Source organism: Rhodococcus sp. 15-2388-1-1a, from assembly GCF_002259145.1.
Taxonomy (GTDB): domain Bacteria; phylum Actinomycetota; class Actinomycetes; order Mycobacteriales; family Mycobacteriaceae; genus Rhodococcoides.
The window spans coordinates 86,373-103,926 of the sequence record NZ_NPFP01000015.1 but is presented as its reverse complement, the minus strand read 5'-3'; the positions used below and the strand labels follow the sequence as shown (position 1 = coordinate 103,926).

Below are 17,554 nucleotides of genomic sequence, written 5' to 3'. Positions count from 1 at the left end.
CCGGGCCGACGTGCCGGGGGAGTTGGCGTCGGTGCGGTTGTGCCGGAGAAGGTTTCGTCGAATGGGGATGGAACTCGGATCAGCTGTTGATGATGTGTTCGGGTCGGACGGGCACGCGGGTCAGCGCGAGCCCGGTGGCGTTGCGGATGGCCGCGACCACGGCGGGGGTCGAGGAGAGGGTGGGTGGCTCGCCCGCCCCGCGAAGACCGTACGGTGCAAGGGGATCCGGGTTCTCGAGGATGTCCAGCTTCATGGGCGGCATGTCGAGAATCGTCGGAATGAGGTAATCGGTGAACGACGGGTTCTTCACGAGACCGTCGACGACGACGATCTCTTCCATCACTGCAAGGCCGAGGCCCTGCGCTGTGCCGCCGTGGATCTGGCCTTCGAGCGACAGCCGGTTGAGGATCTTGCCGACGTCCTGCACGGCCGCCATCTCGACGACCTTGACCAGACCGAGTTCGACGTCGACGTCCACCACGGCGCGATGGACACACAGTGCGAGCTGGGTGTGGCTCGCTCCTTGTCCGGTGACCGGATCCATTCCGCTGGTGGGGCGATGGTGGAATTCACGCGTCTGCTCGATGACCCGCTCGCCGAGAACGTCCTCGATCGTCGCCAGCACACCGTCGGTGGCCGAGACGATCTTGCCGCCGTCGAGGCTCAGGTCGGCAACCGCGCGGCCGAGGTACAGGCCGGCCAGGACGAACACTGCCTCGCGGACAGCCTCGCACGCGGTCTTGACTGCGCCGCCGGTCATGTACGACTGCCGCGACGCGGACGAGGAGCCGGCATTACCGACCTTGGTGTCGGCGGGATGGATGACGACCTTGGTGACGCCGAGCTCGGTGCGTGCGATCTGCGCCTCCAGCGTCACCAGACCCTGTCCGACCTCGGCAGCGGCCGTGTGTACCAATGCTGTTGCCTCACCGCCGATCACCTCCAGTCGAACGCGCGCGGTGGAGTAGTCGTCGTAGTTCTCGGAGAAGCAGATGTTCTTGATGCCGACGCCGTATCCGATTCCGCGTACGACGCCTTCGCCGTGGGTGGTCTGCGACGCCCCGCCCGGCAGATTACGGATGTCCGACGCGTCCACGGGGGCAGGCATTTCCATCGCCTCGGCTCGGGCGAGCATCTCGGCCAGTGGGGCAGGTGCTTCGATGACCTGGCCGGTTGCGAGGATCGAACCCTGGCTGACGGCGTTGATCTGCCGGATGGCCACGGGACCGATACCGCAGGCCTCGCCGAGCTTGTCCATCATCGACTCGTATGCGAAACATGCTTGCACTGCGCCGAATCCACGCATCGCGCCGCAGGGTGGATTGTTCGTGTACACGCCGTAGGCGTCGATCTCGATGTTGGGAATGACGTACGGTCCGACGCCCAGTGAGGCTGCGTTGCCGACGACGTTGAGGGTGGCCGAGGTGTACGCGCCACCGTCGAGGATGATCTCGACATCGGCGAACACGAGCTTGCCGTCGCGGGTCGCGCCGTACTCGTAGTGCATCTGCGCGGGGTGGCGGTGAACGTGTCCGAAGAACGACTCGTAGCGGTTGTAGACGATCTTGACGGGCTTGCCGGTGTGCATGGCGAGCATCGCGGCGTGAATTTGCATCGACAGGTCTTCGCGGCCACCGAATGCCCCACCGACGCCGGCGAGCGTCATCCGGATCTTCTCCTCGGGCAGTCCGAGGCACGGTCCGATCTGGGCCAGATCGTTGTGCATCCACTGGGTTGCGACGTAGAGGTCGATGCCGCCGTCCTCGGCCGGAACAGCCAGACCCGATTCGGGTCCCAGGAATGCCTGATCCTGAATCCCGACGGCGAAGTCGCTGCTGACGATCACGTCAGCGGTCGCCCGGGCGGCGGCGACGTTGCCGACACGCACCGGCTGATGGCGCGCCACCCCGCCGCGTTCCTGCACCTTCGGGTAGTCCGGGTCCAGTGCTGCGCGTCGGGCGTCGGTCAGAGGCTCGAGAACGTCGTACACCACAACGATCTTTTCCATTGCGCGCCGGGCGGTCTCGGGATGATCGGCCGCGATCAGCGCGATCGGTTCACCTTCGTGCCGGACCTCGTCGAAGGCCAGTACCGGCTGATCCCACGTGTGGTCGAGCCCGAAGCACTTGCGTCCCGGCACGTCGTCGTGGGTGAGTACCGCCTCGACGCCGGGTGTCGCGAGAGCCTGCGAGATGTCGACCGAGACGATCTTGGCGCGCGGATGCGGACTTCGGAGCGTTGCGCCCCAGAGCATGCCGTCGATGAACAGGTCCGACGAATATGCGAACTCGCCCTTGACCTTCAGTGTTCCGTCGGGTCGCAGGGGACTGTCTCCGACGCGGCCGCGTCCCGGTGCGGGGATGTCGGCGGGAGCTTGCCGGGGTGTGGTGGTCGGGGCGCTCACAGCACGTCCTCCGCGAGTTTCATCAGGCGACGGTGCGCGTCGGCTCCGGCGCGGCCGATCTCGTCCTGGGGTGCGCTGGTCAACACATCGTTCTCGACGATCGTCCGTCCACCGACCATCAAGCGAGCCAGCGGCGGTGTCTGTCCGTACGCGAACGCGACGACGGGATCGTCCACCGCCGAATAGAAGCCGTCGGTGCGCCAGATCGCGATGTCGGCGAGCTTGCCGACTTCGAGCGAACCGATCTCGCTCTGTCGGCCCAGTACCGTTGCACCGCCGAGCGTTCCGATCTCGAGTGCCTGACGCGCCGTCAGTGCTGTCGGACCGTACTTGGCCCGCTGCATGTACATCGCCTGGCGGACCTCGCCTGCGAGCGGCACCATTTCGGCCGAGGCCGAGCCGTCGACTCCGAGGCCGACGGGTGCGCCGGCGGCGAGTAGATCGGAGATTCTGGCGATGCCTGCGCCCAACCGTGCATTGGAACTCGGGCAGTGCGCAGTGCCGGTGCCGGTGGCCGCCATCTTCGCGATGTCGGAATCGTGCAGGTGTACCGCGTGGGCGAACCACACGTCGTCACCGAGCCAGCCGACCTGCTCCATGTATTCGACCGGGGTGCAGTTCATCTGAGCGAGGCAGTGCTCTTCTTCGTCCAGCGTCTCGGCCAGATGAGTATGCAGCCGAACACCTTTGGCGCGAGCGAGGGTGGCGGACTCGACGAGCAGCTCCTTGCTGATCGAGAACGGGGAGCACGGTGCGACCGCGATGCGGAGCATCGAACCGAAGGAGGCGTCGTGATAGGTGTCGATTGCCTCGGCCGTGGCGGTGAGGATGTCGTCGAGCGATTCGACCACCTCGTCCGGTGGCAGACCGCCGTCGGACACACCCCGGTCCATCGAGCCGCGGCACGGTTGGAACCGCACGCCGATCCGCTGTGCGGCGTCGATCTCGGCCGCGAACAGGTCGCCTCGGCCCTTGGGGAAGATGTAGTGGTGATCGGTGCTGGTGGTACAGCCCGATTTCGCGAGCCAACCGAGACCGGCAGCGGCGGCACCGCCGACCACCTCGGCGTCCATCTTGGACCACGGCTTGTAGAGTGCGACAAGCCATTCGAAGAGCGTGTTGTCCTTGGCCAGGCCCTGGGACGCCCACTGGTACAGGTGGTGGTGGGTGTTCACCAGGCCTGGGATGACGAGGCAGCCGGACGCGTCGATCGTCTCGGCTCCGGCGATCACCGGTGCCGGGCCCGAACCGATGGCACTGATCGTGGTGCCCTCGACGACGAGGTATCCGGAGGGGATCTCGTCCCCGACGATGGGAGCGATGTAGGCGCCCGAGATCACCGTGGTCATTTGGCTTCGGCCTTTCGAGTTGCTGCGAGCCGTACGGCATCCAGGATCTTCTCGTATCCGGTGCAGCGGCAGAGGTTTCCGGCGAGAGATTCACGGATCTCGGCGTCGGACGGATCGGGAACACGTTCGATCAGATCGTGAGCCTGGACCACCAGTCCCGGCGTACAGAAGCCGCACTGGACGGCACCGCACTCGACGAACGCTTCTTGCATCGGGTCCAGCTTCTCGCCGTCGGCGAGGCCTTCGACGGTACGAATCTCGCGGCCCTCGACCTGACCGGCTGCCACCAGGCAAGCGCACGCCGGAATGCCGTCGAGATAGACGGTGCACGAACCGCATTCGCCTTGTTCGCACGCGTTCTTGGATCCGGGTAGTCCCATGCGTTCGCGCAACAGGTACAGCAGACTCTCGCCCTCCCAGACGTCGTCGGCTTCCATGTCTTTTCCGTTGATGGTGCAGTTGACTCGCATGTTCAGGCCACCTTCCGTGCGGCTGTGAGGTCTCGCCATGCCCAACCCAGTGTTCGCCGGGCCATAACGGACAGGGCGTGCTTGCGGTAATCGGCAGTGCCTCGTACGTCGTCGATGGGACTTGCTGCCGCACTGACCAATCGGCCGAATTCCTCCGACACCCCAGGATCGAGGGCACCGTCCCACTCGAGTTCGGCCGCGAGGTAGTTCTCGGCATCGTAAGCCCGGCGCGGCGTCGGCGCAGCGGAGCCGAGACCGGTACCGACGCGACCCTCCTGTGGAAACAGCGCGATCGAGAACGAGCAGACGGCGATGACCATGGCGTTGCGGGTGCCGATCTTCGAGAAGTACTGCGGTCCCGCTGCCGGTGCCACGTGGAAGGCGCGGATGAGTTCGTCCGGCCGGCAGGAATTGCGCTTGACGCCGAGGTAGAACTCGGTCGCGGGAATCATGCGTACACCGCGCTCGGCCGATTCGACCTCCACGGTTGCGCCCGCCGCGAGCAGAGGCGCGTGCAGATCACCTGCGGGTGACGCGCCACCGAGGTTGCCGCCGACGGTGCCGCGATTGCGGATCTGCGGTGAACCGACGGTGCGGGAGGCCTGGGCGATGCCGGGAAGCATGTCTCCGAGCTCGGCGATGATGCGAACGTAGGGCACGCCTGCGCCCACCCGTAGCGTCCCGTCGGGGAGCTGTTCCCATTCGGTGAGTTCGGTGATCGGGTTCAGATCCAGCAATGCGCCCGGCCGGTGCAGGTCGAAGTTCATCTCGACCATGACGTCGGTGCCGCCCTGGATGGGCACCGCGTCGACATCGTCGGCCTTCGCGGCCAACGCGTCGCCCCAGGTCTGTGGTCGCAGAAAATCCATATTCGGTACTCCGCTCGCTGTCTTCTTCATCGGGTCGTTCCTGCAGGCTCCACTCCTGCTTCGTGTTCACCCAGTACAGCGGCCTGAGGCGTTGGGAACGAGAGACAGGAACGACGAAGTATGACGCCGATCACAGTGTAGGTTTTGGAGGATCCTACGAAGAGGAGGTCGATGTCACCGTGAGGCTGCGTGATCTGGCTGGTCTCGCCGATCTGAAACTGCAGCCGATCGTCGCTCCCGAGCACTTCGATCCGACCATCCGATGGGTCGTGACCACCGACATGCTCGATCCGAGCCGCTACCTCAGCGGGGGCGAACTGGTCTTGACCGGCCTGATGTGGCGGACGGGCCCCGAGGACTCGAGGACGTTCGTACGGGCGGTGTCCAAGGCCGGGATCTCGGCGCTGGCGGCATCCGACGACGGCGTCGTGCCCGACGATCTGGTCGACGCCTGCCTCGAGCACGGGCTGCCGCTCTTTCGTGTACCCGCCGACATCGCTTTCGCCACGGTCACCGAGAGCGTGGTCCGGCAACTGTCGACGGCGAGAGCCTCGGACCTGAGTCTCGTGCTCGACCGGCATCGACGTCTCGTTGCAAGTGCCGGCCCGGGCGGCGGGCTGGGTCCGCTGCTGGAGATGGTCAGCTCCGATCTGGGCATGAACTGTTGGGTCGTCACTGCGTCGGGACGGGTACTCGCCGGATCCGACAATCCGCCGGACACCGAAGCCGTGGCGCAGGAATTCATGTCGTCGGTGCGGCTGCCGCGGTACTGCCGAGAGCAGAGAGTCTCGGTGTTCGCTGTCGATGGAGAGTCCGCACCGCGGGTCGTGGATTGGTTCGTGGCCTTCGAAAGTGATTGGCAGACATGGGATGCGCCGAGGCTCTCCCTGGCCGGGCAGCTGGCGTCGATCGTGGCCGTGGAGCGCAGTCGCGTCGACGATCGCCTGTCGGGCTCGGGAATACTGGCGCAGGAATTCGTGCGCACGATCGTCGGGGGCGCGACGGCCGCAGACATCCTCGCCCAGATGCACGTCATCGGACTCGATATCGAAACACGTTACGCTGCAGTGGCTGTGGCCACATCCGGCGAGACCCTGCGCCTCGGTGAGCTACGCCCGCTGCTGCGAGAAGTGCTGGCACCGTTGGAGATCACGGTCGGAATCGTCGACGACGAGGCCATCGCGCTGGTGGAGGCGAGAACCGATCGAACCGATTCGGTTCGGCGAGCCGTCCACACGTTGGCGCCGGGACTGATCGGTAGCGGCACCTCGATCGGTGTCAGCGCTCCGACCGCGCCCGCCGACATCCGAAGCGCGATCGAGGAAGCGCGCTACGCCCGCCGGCTCGCCGAGCGCCGTGGCTCGGACTGCAGCGTCGTCGGGCACGATGAATTGGCCACGTTGACAATACTTCTCGCCAACGTTCCCGATGACGTGCGACGCATGTTCACCTCGAGGCTGCTGACTCCCCTGGTCGACTACGACGACCTGCACAACAGTGATCTCGTGGAGACATTGTCGGTGTACCTCGACACCAACGGTGCCTGGACGCGATGTGCCGAACAACTGCACATGCACGTCAATTCCGTCCGATATCGCATCCAGCGCATCGAGGAACTCACCGGCCGCGATCTGTCGCGACTGGAGGACAGAATCGAGTTCTACTTGGCACTTCGGCTGAGATGACTAGTGTGAAGCCATGGCACTCATCGCTCTGTTGGATCTGACGTTCAAGCCCGAGTCCGTGGCCGATGCCCGCGCGTTGCTGCGGACGGTGCTCGCCGATACTCGCGCATTCGACGGTTGCCTCGGAGTCGAGGTGTGGGTCGACGAGGAGAACGAGGCACACGTGATCGCCTACGAGACGTGGGAGTCGGCCGAGGCCGATGCGAAGTACCGCGAGTTCCGCGCCGGACCGGGCAAGATCGCCGAGTTGCCGCCGCTGCTCGCCGCCGCGCCGACTCTGACGAAGTTCACCGTCGATTCGTCGATCTGATCGGGCGCTGAATCAGGTTCGTGTGATGCGCACGAGCAATCCCGCGACATGCGCCGAGGCCGCAATCCGGGCAGCTTCGGCGTCGCCGGTCTCGATGGCGTCCACGATGCGTTCGTGCTCGGACACCGCGAGTCGCCGAGCAGTCTCGCCCGACCACATGTCGGTGCGATACAGGTGCGCCTGACTGTCGAGTCGTAACAGCGCGTCACTGAGCGGACGGTTGCCGGCCACGTCGCGAATGCGCGTGTGGAAGCGAAGGTCCAGCAGCGCATCGCGCTGTGCGTCTGCCGGCTGATCGAGCAGCGCGCGTTGCTCGGCGACCATGACCCGGAGCTCGTCCACGACGTCGTTCGTGGCGTTCAGCGTTGCTCGATGTGCCGCCAGTCCGTCGAGAAGTTCTCGGACCTCGAACACGGATCGAATGGTGTTGGCATCGAGCGAATCCACCTTGGCACCGGCGTTGCGGGTGTGTACGGCGATCCCCTCGTAGATCAACTGCTGCACCGCCTCCCGCACCGGTGTGCGGCTGACGTTCAACTTGGCGGCCAACGCCGGGACGCTCAGCGGGGTGCCGGGAGGCAACTCTCCGGAAAATATCTGCTCTCGCAGAGTTGCATGAACCGACTCGGTGAGAAGTTCCCGTTCGGAAGTGGTCATGGATTCCATCCGTTACGTGCGTCGTATCGTGCCGATGGACATTCTCGCCTACACCGCGTGCGATACCCGAATCACGAGTCCGAGCCCGATGCGTGCCACGTGCCTACGAGAGCGCGAGAGAGGATTCCGAACAACGAGAAGACTGCGATTCCGAAGGCCGACGCGATGGCGATCGCCGCGATGAGGTCCTCGGACTGCAACCGGCTGCGATAGACGTCGAGCAGGGTCCCGATGCCTGGTTCTCCCTTCGCGAAGAACATGTCACCGATGATCGCGCCGACGACCACCAGTCCAGCGGCGGTGCGGATGCCGGTCAGGATCGAGGGAAGTGCCGCGCGCAGTTCGAGTTTGGTCAAGCGCTCCCACCGGCTCGCTCGGCCGAGAGTGAACAGTTCGTGCAGCCCGCGATCGACCGAGCGCAATCCGAAGTGGGTGTTGGTGATGATCGGGAACGCCGCGATCATCACGCAGACGATAGTACGGGCGACCATGCCGTAGCCGAACCACAGCCCGATCAGTGGCACGATTGCGAGGATGGGAATGACCTGCAGGGCAACGGCATACGGATACACCGCACGCTCGATCCAGCGTGCCTGATTCATCAGGACGCCGACGGTCACACCGAACAGGACGGCGATGACGAACCCGATTGCAGTCACCCGAGCCGTGACGGCAAGGGCCTCGAGCATCGGCATCAGGTGTGCGGAGTCGAGGAGTGACAGCGTCAGGACGCGATGGGGTGCCGGGAGCAGAAAACGTCGCTGTGGCTCGAGGACGAGGTACGTCACGGCGTACCAGGCCGCCAGTGCCACGGCGAAGGACGCCAGGGGTACGCCGATCATGCTCAGCGAGGTCTTCGGCTTTCTCGCCAGGATCGCGCCGCGGTCCCCGACCGCTCCGGCTGCACGAATACGCGGCACGAGGACCGACAGCGTCTGAGTCATCACGCAACTCCCCGCAGGCTCGCGGAGATCTGTGCGACGTACTCGGTGAAGGTCCGGTCGAATCGCAGGCTCTCGGTGCGGGGCCTGTCGAACTCGATGTTCACCACCGAGTGAATCCTGCCGGGTCGGGGCGTCATGACGACGACGCGATCGGCGAGAAAGACGGCCTCGGACACCGAGTGTGTGATGAACATGGCGGTGAACTTCTTCTTGTTGCAGAGGCGGTGTAGAAGGGCTTGCATGTCGTATCGCGTCATCTCGTCGAGGGCACCGAACGGCTCGTCCAGCAGCAGAACCTCGGGCAGGGACGTGAGCGCCCTGGCCAGCGACACTCGCATCTTCATGCCACCGGACAGCGCACTCGGCAGTTGGTCGGCGAAGCCGGTCAATCCCACCGCGTCGATGGCCGCGCTTGCGCGTTCGCGACGAGTTTTCTTGTCGACGCCTCCGAGCTCCGCTGAGAGTTCGATGTTGCTCTGCACGTTGCGCCACGGCAACAACGTGGGTTCCTGGAAGATGAACCCGACGGAATATGTTGCAACACAAACATTGCCGCTCGTGCACCGATCCAGACCGGCGGCCATGCGCAGCAGAGTGGACTTCCCGCAGCCCGACGGACCGACCACGGCAACGAACTCGCCTCTGCGGACGTCGAGGTCGATACCGTCGAGTGCTGTCGTGCCGGTCGGGAATCGTTTGACCGCCTTGTCGAAGGTGATCTGTGAGTTCTTCATCAATGACGTCGCGTCGACATCGAGCACGGTATCGATCAGATCCATCGGGGCTCCAGGCGTTGATTGCATGTAATTTGGTAGTTGGAAGGATGTATTGCATGCATTACGTACGAGTTTCTGCTCGTAAATTCTGGGTGACCTGTCGTCGGACGGACGGCTATGAACAGGACTTGGATGGCGACAATCGAGTCGGAACCGCATGCAGGGCTGCTTTCCTCTTTACATGTAATCATCGCTCGTGCACACTGTGCTCAGCCGCTCGTCGCCTCCTCGGCCGAATGCCGGTTTCCCACAACGTGTCTCACACCCCCACCAGAAGAGAGTTACTCGCTATGGTCACCAAGAAGACTCGGGCCGCCGCTGCGGCGGTTGCAGTTGCGTTATCGGTCTGCGTGAGCGCGTGCAGCGCAGGCGACACCGAACCGACCGGCTCGGAGCCCCTGGAAGCCGTTGCAGCCCAGGACAGTCTGGCCGGACTGTGTCCGTCGACGCTCACTGTTCAGCTCCAGTGGCAGCCGCAGTCCGACATGGGCGCGCTGTTTGGCATGCTCGGTCCCGGCTACTCCGTGAACACGGACGAGAAGTCCGTCACCGGCCCACTGGTGACAGGCGGCAGGGACACCGGCATCGACCTCTCGCTCCGAGCGGGTGGGCCGGCGATCGGATTCCAATCGGTGACGTCGCAGATGTACGTGGACGATTCGATCGACCTCGGCATCGTGCACGGCGACCAAGTGATTGCCGCTGCGGCAGATCAACCGGTCGTCGGAGTGACGCCACTGTTGAAGTACAGCCCCGCGATCCTGATGTGGGACCCGGAAAGCCACCCGGACTGGACGTCGATCGCCGACATCGGACGATCCGACGCCACCGTCGTGGTGTCCAAGGAGCAGATATTTCCGCAATGGCTCGTGGAGAAGGGGCTGCTGAAGTCCTCGCAACTCGACACCGGGTACGACGGAGCTCCGGCCAGATTCGTCGGTGATCCGCAGATCGCCCAGCAGGGTTTCGCCAATTCGGAGCCCTACACCTACGAATCGGACACACCGGCCTGGGGCAAGCCGGTCTCGTATCAGCTCGTCAAGGACACCGGATTCGACATCTACGCATCGAACCTCTCGGTACGAGCCGACAAACTCGACGCGATGGCACCTTGCTTGGACAAGCTCGTTCCGTTGGTCCAGCAGGCGACCGCCGACTACATCACCGCGCCTGAGGAGACCGACTCCACCATCGTCGACATCGTCGCGCAGGACACGTCGTTCACTCCGTACACCGACGGTGAAGCAGCGTTCAGTTCGGCGCTGCTGAAGGAGCGAGGGCTGATCGCCAACGAAGCCGACGGGTCGGTGGGAACGTACGACGCGGCGCGCACACAGAACAACCTCGCCGAACTCGGGCCCGTCCTCGCCGCCGACGGTGCCCGTCTTCCGGCAGACCTGACTGCCGAGCAACTCTTCACCAATCGCTTCACCGATCCCTCCATCGGCATCTCTTGATCGACACCGCTCGATCGGCGCACCACCCACCACGAACGCCCACCTGTAGGAGAATGACGACCGATGAACCACCCATTGACCGAACTGGACCGCGAAGCCCGCATGGGCGGCATCGGCACCGAGACGACGGCTCGTGAGATCCGTCGAATCGATCTGTCGAACTTCGACTCTCGTCGTGAGGACATCACCGAACAACTGTGGAGTGCCGCTACCGATATCGGCTTCTTTCAGGTGGTCGAACACGGAATCGACCTGGATGAGGTTCGACGCGCTTTCGCAGCGGCCGAAGAATTCTTCGCACTGCCGGAGGAGGTCAAGGCGCAGTACCCGCTGAAGAAGGGCTTCAACTCCGGTTGGGAGTACAAGTCGCAGGTGCGGCCGTCGATCGGAACACCCGATCAGAAGGAGTCCTATCAGGTCACACGTCCGCACATGGACGATCTCTGGCCGACGGAGGACGAGGTCGCCGGTTTTCGCGAGACCATCCTGTCGTTCGAGGCGAAATGCTGGGAACTCGCGATGAAATTGCTCTCGTGTTTCGCCGTCCGACTTGGGTTCGATCAGAACTTCTTCACCCTGGCCCATGATCCGTCGGCCGACAGCTACCAGAGCACGCTGCGCATGTTGCACTACTTCGCCATCGACGAGGCAGCAGACACCTGGCGCGCAGGTGCGCACACCGACTTCGATTGCCTCACACTGCTGTTCCAACGCAATGGACAGGGCGGTCTGCAGGTGTGCCCAGGTCGCGAGATGGACGCGCAGGAGTGGACCCCGATCGAACCCTCGGACGACGCGATCACGTGCAACATCGGCGACATGCTGATGCGATGGAGCGACGACCTGTTGCCGTCCAATTTTCACCGCGTCAAGAACCCCGGCCCCGAGGAGTATCAGGGCGCTCGCTACAGCCTCGCGTTCTTCGCTCAGGCCAATCGAGACGCGGTGATCGAGGGTCCGTCCGGCAAGTATGCGCCCATCATTGCGGAGGACTACCTCTACCAACGGATCAACGCCAATTTCACCGGGTCCACCTCTGCAGGATGACGACGACACGATACGAGGGGGCAACAACCATGCACGACACGATCGTTCGTGACGTCACCGTGTACTCCGGCAGATCCTGGCAGCCGCACCGCGATGTCGTGATCGAGGCAGGCGTCGTGACGGACATCCGCGACGCGTCGTTGTCGGGTGGCGGCGGAACGGACGGCAGCGGTGCCTATCTCGTTCCCGGGTTCGTCAACACCCACACCCATATGCAGCAGTCGCTGATGCGTGGGATCGCCGAGGGGACTCCCTTGCTCGAGTGGCTTCTCGCCGTCGCGGAGGACTCGGTGGACATCACCCCCGAGCGTGCGTACACCGCGACGGTCGCGGCGTCACTCGAAGCTTTACGGAGTGGCACAACGACTCTCGTCGAGCACATGTGGCCCCACCCGTCCACCGAGGTGCACGACGCAGTGATCAGAGGGCTGCGCGACACGGGAATCCGAGCGGTGCTGGGCCGCGGAACCGCCGACCGTGCCGATCCGACCCGGCGGTGGGGATTCGATCCCCGCCTGATGCAGCCGTTGGCCGATGTTCTCGAGCACCTGGACGAGCTCGTGAAAGTGACTGCGGGGAGTCGTATCTCGCCCGCAGTTGCGGTGCCGAACCCTCGTTCGCTGACACCGGACGGCATGGCTGCCGTCAGTGAGTTCGCCCGTTGCCGCGACATGACGGTGATGATCCACCTGCTCGAAACGCAGACCGACGACACGATGTGCCGCGAGCACACCGGCGTCGGCGCGGTGGATTACCTCGATCGACACGGATTTCTCGACGGTCGTGTGCTGGCTGTGCACTGCGTCGAACTCGATGCCGAGGGCCGCGCGAGGTTGGCGCAGCGCGGAGTCGGAATTTCGTACAATCCGTTGAGCAACATGCGCCTGGGATCGGGGGTCGCTGCCGTCCCGGACATGTTGGCGGCGGGATTGCACGTCGGACTCGGGGTGGACGGTGCGGCCAGCAACGACACCCAGGACATGCTCGAAACGATGCGCGTCGGCGCGTACGTGCAGCGGGCCGTGAACAAGAAGGCGGACCTGTTGGGCTTCGAGGCAATGATCGACATGGCGTCCGGTGGGGCGAATACGGCTCTGGGACTACCGCTGCGGTCGGGCGGGGTGGCGGCCGGCGATGTCGCGGATCTGACGATGGTGCGGTTCGAGCGCGATTTCGCATGTCTACCCGTGCGCGATCCGGGTGCATCGTTGTTGACGACCGGTACCCGCCAGGTCGTCGACACGGTCTGGGTGGACGGTGAGGTCGTGATTCGAGACGGCCGAAGCACCCGCGTCGAGGAGGAGGAGTTGGTGGCGGCGCTGCGCGAGATCCGTTGACCGGACCGGTGGGACGCAGCCGGGTTCGACTACCTCGTCACTTGTCGGTGGGAGTGCGCGGACGCCGGTTCCGGTCGGCCGGTGAGGAACCCCTGGACCATCTGGGCACCGAGTTCGCTCGCCACCCGCAGTTCCGCTTCGGTCTCGACGCCTTCCATGATGACGGTGGCGTCGATCTGCCGAGCGAAGTCGATGATCGCGGTCGCGGCTGCTCGCCGCAGGGGGTCACGGTCGATCCCGTGCACCAGCGCATAGTCCACTTTGAGGATGTCCGGCCGCAGTTCGACGACGTGGCGTAGACCGGCGAATCCGGCACCGACGTCGTCGATGGAAATCTGCACTCCCGCAGCACGCAGAGTGTCGATGGCTCGGGTGAGCGCGAGGTAGTCGTCGACACGCTCGTGCTCGGTGATCTCGAGGTGGAACGTCCGCGACGCCAGGTGTGGGCGCAGTCGATCGAGCAGGTTCGTCGTGCGAATGGTGTCGGCGGACGCGTTGAGCGAAACGAACGATCCCGGCGGCAGCGCGCACATAGCGTCGAGCGCTCGGTCGAGTGCGGCACGTTCGAGGCGGGGACCGATGCCGGCCTCGGTAGCGTCGCGGTACCACGACAACGGAGATCCGGCACCGAAGGGAAAGCGCGAGAGCGCCTCGAAACCGAGGACGGATCCGGTGACCGTGTCGCAGATGGGCTGGAAGAAGATGTCGGGTCCGCCGGATGCGATCAGTTCGTCGATCCGGCTCCGTGTCCGCTCGTGCGAGTTCGTTTCGGGAAGACGATCGGACGCCGCGCTCCCGGAGGTGCGTGCCTTGAATCGGTACATCTCGATGTCGGCCAGCGCGATCAACTGTCGAACCAGGACGTGAATGCTGGTATCGGAATCGAGTGCTTCGACCGCCGATCCGAGGCTGGTGGTGAACCGAGGCCCGTCGAACGTCTCCTCGAGGGCCGCCCGAATCCTGTTGTCCGACTCGGTGATCTCCTCGCGAGTTCCGGTTGTGACGACCACGAACTCGTCGCCGCCCAGTCGTGCGACCGCCGACCGATCGGCCACTGCCGTGGACAGGCGTCGGGCGACCTCGATGAGAACGGCGTCGCCGGAGGGGTGCCCGAATCTGTCGTTGATCTGCTTGAACCGGTCGATATCGAGAACCGTCACCCCCACCGCGTCGCCGGCCTCGGAAGGTGAGACGCCCAGGGTGTCCATGGTGTCCAGCAAGCCGCGTCTGTTCCACAGGCCGGTCAGCGGGTCGCGCAGCGCCCGCGCGGCCTTGAGTCGGAGTTGCCCGATGTAGGCCTTGATCATGAAGGGGGCCGCATAGAGAGAACCGATGGTGACGATGCGGGACGCGGCCGACCACGGGTCGGCGCCATCGGCCACGGCCAGGACCCCGAGCATCAGCAGCGTGACGGTCGCGACGCCGAGGTGAATCAACATCACCCGATAGGAACTTCCGATGACGATGAATGCGGCGACGATCGCGAACATCGCGCAACCGGGCATCGCGTCGAAGGGGGTCTGGAACGAGAACAGAACCGAGACGATGCCGACATCGGCGTACAGGACGTAGGCAGCCGCCAGCCGAGGAGATGTCCAGGGACGGAGGTACCAGGCGATGGCCACGGGCAACGTGGTGGCAGACGCGAGGAACACCGCGATCGAGACCGACTCGGAGAACTGCCCCGCCGGGATCATCAGCACACCGGCCAATCCGAACGTCAGCGTCATTCCGCTGATGAACAGCCGAACCCATCGCTCCTCGGCGGTGGGGATGAAGTCTCCCGGATCGGAAATCGCAACGCCCTCCGTCGAATAAGGCCCCTACCTGCATGAAAGCTAGCACCCACGGTATTGGCGCACCCTGAATCGGACGAATCAGACCATGTCTCGCTTGGTGAGCCACCGCAATGTCGGCCACCCGAGAAACACCGGCAACCAGCAGGTCAGGACACGGTAGAGCAACACCGACGGTACGGCGATGGAGGCGGGCACGCCGAAGGCGGCCAGACCGCCGATGAGTGCGGCCTCCACGGCACCCACACCGCCCGGCGTCGGCGCGGCGGAGGCAAGAGTTCCGCCGATCATCGTCACCACCGTCACGGTGACGAACGTGGTGCCGCCGCCGAAGGCCTCGATGCTGGCCCACAGTGCAAGCGCGGCACCCAACGTCGTCGCCGCGCAGCCGAGAATGATGATCGAGAAGCGTTTGGGGTCGCGGGCGAGTTCGCCCAGTTCGCCGAGGACCTCCTTGATCTGCGGCCGGACGGCGACCCGCAGCCAGCGGCGCAGCTTCGGGACGAACATGAACGTCCCGACGACGCCGAAAGCAGCACCGGCGATGAGATACAGAACAGTGTTGCCCGGCACCATGTTCGACAGTCCGGACGAGGTGCCCGCGACGACGCTGAAGAAGATCAGCAGGCTCACGTGGGTGATCACCTGGACGGATTGTTGCAGCGCCACAGCGGCCGTCGCGCGAACCGTTCCCAGCCCACCCTTCTGCAGGAAGCGCACGCTCAGGGCAAGTCCGCCGACGCCCGCTGGTGTCGTCGTCGCCGCGAAGGTGTTGGCGACCTGCATCACCGTCAGATTCCAGAAGCTGACCTTGCCCAGCGCGCACGCCCACAACGCAGCTCCGGCACCGATGTACGTCAGTGCGGACACCGCGAGACCGAGCAGAGCCCACCACCAGTTGGCCGAACCGAGTTCGGTGACGAATGCGGGCACCGCACTGATGAACGGGTATGCGACATAGACCAATCCGATCAACAGCACGAGCGAGATGATCTGGTTACGGCTGAATCGGGTGACCTGTTCGGCCTCGATCTTGGCGGTGCCGGTCTGCTCGAGAACTTCGAGCCGGACGGCCTTCATCGTCTTGTCGGCGTCGCGCACCGACTGGCGAATGCGAGGCGGGATGGCGGACTTGGTCAATCGACCCGAGGCCGCGACCACGGTCTCGAAGCCGAGCACGTCGATGGCGGTCGCGACGGCGCGCTGGGAGCCGAACAGATCCGCCGTGGTGAGCAACAACTGCGCGACGTCGGATTGCATCTGGGAAGCCGAGGCACCGAGTTCGGCATGGCCGAAACCGCAGAAGAGGGCATTGCCGTCGTGGATCCTCAGTTCTCCGCGGTGCAGATCGCCGTGGGAGATCTGGTTCTCGTGCAGAGTGTTCAGGGCCGTCCACAGGGCACCGAGGGTGGCGTCGTCGTGCTCCGCCTCGACCGGATCACCGATGGGCAGGCTGTGCGCGTACAGGGTCCATCCCCTGTCCAGCGCTGCCACCGCCAGCGGATGACTGCCCGCCGCACCCAACCCCTTGATGGCCAGACCCATCAGGGCGCGATGCTCGACGGCCCTGCGCATCGACGCGTGCAGTGGCGCAGTTTCGCTGCCACGCAGCGTGAACCACCGCCAGGACTGGCGCAGTGCGCCGCCGCTGCGCTGATTCTGCCCGTACAACTCGACCACCACATCGGCGTCGGGAGTGTGCGCGTTCAACACCAACGGGCCGGGGCCGGCCGGACGGACGACGGTGAAGCTGCGAACGGTGACACCGCGACTGTGGAACAGGCGAACCGCCGCGTCGAGTGGAACCTCCAGTGCCGGTGTACCGACGAGCAACACGATGACGGCTCCGACGAGCCAGCCGACCGCCAGTCCGAGCATCGAGCGAGCCGGGACCACGGTGGAGACGACCAGATGTATCGGCACGAACGCGAGCAACAGCGTCCACCATGCCCGACGCCATCGTGCGGGCAGGCCGGGGCCGGACACCGTCAGGGCCGCGGCCAACATGGCGATCCAGCGCGAATCGTCGAGGAATTGCGAGAGGAAGGTGTCGAGTCGCTCGGGAACGTCGAGGTCCCAGGTGGGAGTGGAGATCCCGGTTCCGGTGATCGACAGCGCCAGGGCGGCCAGCAGTGCCGCCGCCGCGTACCCGGCGAGCAGTTTCCATTTGCGGCCGGCGATCAGTCCGATCAGGACGCCGAACGGGAGCGCGAGAATGGCGACGCCGTAGACGATGTAGACGGCATTGGACTGGTCGGGACTGAGCACGCCGACGATGTTCGAGACCGATTGCTCGAGCGCATCCCACTGATTTCTGGTGATCAGCGAACCGGCGATCACCACGCCCAGCAGTGCCGCGGCCGATACGACCCGAATGATGTCGCTGGTTCTCCGCACCAGCGGCTGAAGCAGGTTTCCCGCTACGGGAATGTCCCGCCCATCCACACGCATGG

14 protein-coding genes are annotated in these 17,554 nt (G+C 64.8%); 5 read left to right on the top strand and 9 right to left on the bottom strand.

All coding sequences use genetic code 11. The features are described from left to right. Window positions 1–79: 79 nt before the first annotated feature. Genes CH302_RS09810 through CH302_RS09795 form a run of 4 tightly spaced genes read right to left on the bottom strand, consistent with a single transcriptional unit; the run spans window position 80 to window position 5,122 of the window. Window positions 80–2,404 (bottom strand): xanthine dehydrogenase family protein molybdopterin-binding subunit, encoded by a 2,325-nt coding sequence (locus tag CH302_RS09810; RefSeq protein WP_230596458.1) that lies wholly within the window; start codon window positions 2,402–2,404, stop codon window positions 80–82. Then, window positions 2,401–3,753: an 8-oxoguanine deaminase gene (locus CH302_RS09805; RefSeq protein WP_176460678.1), complete on the bottom strand. Its 1,353-nt coding sequence runs from the start codon at window positions 3,751–3,753 to the stop codon at window positions 2,401–2,403. Before CH302_RS09805 ends, CH302_RS09810 begins: the two co-directional genes overlap by 4 nt. Next, the gene (locus CH302_RS09800) at window positions 3,750–4,223 is read right to left on the bottom strand and encodes a (2Fe-2S)-binding protein (protein ID WP_037194935.1); all 474 of its coding nucleotides are present in this window, start codon (window positions 4,221–4,223) and stop codon (window positions 3,750–3,752) included. The genes CH302_RS09805 and CH302_RS09800 overlap by 4 nt, the downstream gene beginning before the upstream one ends. Window positions 4,224–4,225: 2 nt before the next feature. Then, window positions 4,226–5,122: an FAD binding domain-containing protein gene (locus CH302_RS09795; RefSeq protein WP_230596455.1), complete on the bottom strand. Its 897-nt coding sequence runs from the start codon at window positions 5,120–5,122 to the stop codon at window positions 4,226–4,228. A 149-nt stretch (window positions 5,123–5,271) separates the two neighbouring features. Between CH302_RS09795 and CH302_RS09790 the strand changes: the two genes are divergently transcribed. Then, a complete protein-coding gene (locus CH302_RS09790; RefSeq protein ID WP_255137821.1) occupies window positions 5,272–6,777 on the top strand; it encodes a PucR family transcriptional regulator in 1,506 nt (501 codons plus the stop codon). Window positions 6,778–6,790: 13 nt separating this feature from the next. Next, on the top strand, window positions 6,791–7,087 hold the full coding sequence (locus CH302_RS09785; protein ID WP_037194925.1) for a putative quinol monooxygenase: 297 nt from the start codon (window positions 6,791–6,793) through the stop codon (window positions 7,085–7,087). Window positions 7,088–7,099: 12 nt separating this feature from the next. On the opposite strand, the gene CH302_RS09780 is transcribed toward CH302_RS09785, so the two are convergent. The 3 genes from CH302_RS09780 to CH302_RS09770 form a co-directional block, all read right to left on the bottom strand. Then, window positions 7,100–7,744 (bottom strand): GntR family transcriptional regulator, encoded by a 645-nt coding sequence (locus tag CH302_RS09780; RefSeq protein ID WP_037195531.1) that lies wholly within the window; start codon window positions 7,742–7,744, stop codon window positions 7,100–7,102. Window positions 7,745–7,815: 71 nt separating this feature from the next. Continuing rightward, on the bottom strand, window positions 7,816–8,586 hold the full coding sequence (locus tag CH302_RS09775) for an ABC transporter permease (protein ID WP_052048088.1): 771 nt from the start codon (window positions 8,584–8,586) through the stop codon (window positions 7,816–7,818). A gap of 101 nt (window positions 8,587–8,687) precedes the next feature. Then, complete coding sequence (locus CH302_RS09770; RefSeq protein ID WP_037194922.1) at window positions 8,688–9,467, bottom strand: ABC transporter ATP-binding protein; 780 nt, start codon at window positions 9,465–9,467, stop codon at window positions 8,688–8,690. A gap of 287 nt (window positions 9,468–9,754) precedes the next feature. Between CH302_RS09770 and CH302_RS09765 the strand changes: the two genes are divergently transcribed. The 3 genes from CH302_RS09765 (at window position 9,755) to CH302_RS09755 (ending at window position 13,305) form a co-directional block, all read left to right on the top strand. Next, window positions 9,755–10,921, top strand: coding sequence for an ABC transporter substrate-binding protein (locus tag CH302_RS09765; protein WP_037194921.1), 1,167 nt, complete (start codon window positions 9,755–9,757; stop codon window positions 10,919–10,921). Between the two features lie 63 nt (window positions 10,922–10,984). Then, complete coding sequence (locus CH302_RS09760; RefSeq protein WP_037194920.1) at window positions 10,985–11,968, top strand: isopenicillin N synthase family dioxygenase; 984 nt, start codon at window positions 10,985–10,987, stop codon at window positions 11,966–11,968. 29 nt (window positions 11,969–11,997) lie between these two features. Beyond that, window positions 11,998–13,305 carry an amidohydrolase family protein gene (locus tag CH302_RS09755; protein ID WP_037194919.1) on the top strand — a complete coding sequence of 436 codons (1,308 nt, stop codon included), beginning with the start codon at window positions 11,998–12,000 and terminating at the stop codon, window positions 13,303–13,305. A 29-nt stretch (window positions 13,306–13,334) separates the two neighbouring features. Here CH302_RS09755 and CH302_RS09750 read toward each other — a convergent pair whose 3' ends face one another. Both CH302_RS09750 and CH302_RS09745 read right to left on the bottom strand, forming a co-directional pair. Next, the gene (locus CH302_RS09750; RefSeq protein ID WP_037194917.1) at window positions 13,335–15,035 is read right to left on the bottom strand and encodes a bifunctional diguanylate cyclase/phosphodiesterase; all 1,701 of its coding nucleotides are present in this window, start codon (window positions 15,033–15,035) and stop codon (window positions 13,335–13,337) included. Between the two features lie 147 nt (window positions 15,036–15,182). Continuing rightward, the gene (locus CH302_RS09745) at window positions 15,183–17,552 is read right to left on the bottom strand and encodes a lysylphosphatidylglycerol synthase transmembrane domain-containing protein (RefSeq protein WP_037194916.1); all 2,370 of its coding nucleotides are present in this window, start codon (window positions 17,550–17,552) and stop codon (window positions 15,183–15,185) included. Window positions 17,553–17,554: the final 2 nt, after the last annotated feature.

Coding starts and splice junctions, on each gene's coding strand:
- CH302_RS09805 (WP_176460678.1), bottom strand. CDS start 3,753: ATGACCACGGTGATCTCGGGCGCCTACATCGCTCCCATCGTCGGGGAC.
- CH302_RS09800 (WP_037194935.1), bottom strand. CDS start 4,223: ATGCGAGTCAACTGCACCATCAACGGAAAAGACATGGAAGCCGACGAC.
- CH302_RS09795 (WP_230596455.1), bottom strand. CDS start 5,122: ATGAAGAAGACAGCGAGCGGAGTACCGAATATGGATTTTCTGCGACCA.
- CH302_RS09785 (WP_037194925.1), top strand. CDS start 6,791: ATGGCACTCATCGCTCTGTTGGATCTGACGTTCAAGCCCGAGTCCGTG.
- CH302_RS09780 (WP_037195531.1), bottom strand. CDS start 7,744: ATGACCACTTCCGAACGGGAACTTCTCACCGAGTCGGTTCATGCAACT.
- CH302_RS09775 (WP_052048088.1), bottom strand. CDS start 8,586: ATGATCGGCGTACCCCTGGCGTCCTTCGCCGTGGCACTGGCGGCCTGG.
- CH302_RS09770 (WP_037194922.1), bottom strand. CDS start 9,467: ATGGATCTGATCGATACCGTGCTCGATGTCGACGCGACGTCATTGATG.
- CH302_RS09765 (WP_037194921.1), top strand. CDS start 9,755: ATGGTCACCAAGAAGACTCGGGCCGCCGCTGCGGCGGTTGCAGTTGCG.
- CH302_RS09760 (WP_037194920.1), top strand. CDS start 10,985: ATGAACCACCCATTGACCGAACTGGACCGCGAAGCCCGCATGGGCGGC.
- CH302_RS09755 (WP_037194919.1), top strand. CDS start 11,998: ATGCACGACACGATCGTTCGTGACGTCACCGTGTACTCCGGCAGATCC.
- CH302_RS09750 (WP_037194917.1), bottom strand. CDS start 15,035: ATGACGCTGACGTTCGGATTGGCCGGTGTGCTGATGATCCCGGCGGGG.
- CH302_RS09745 (WP_037194916.1), bottom strand. CDS start 17,552: ATGCGTGTGGATGGGCGGGACATTCCCGTAGCGGGAAACCTGCTTCAG.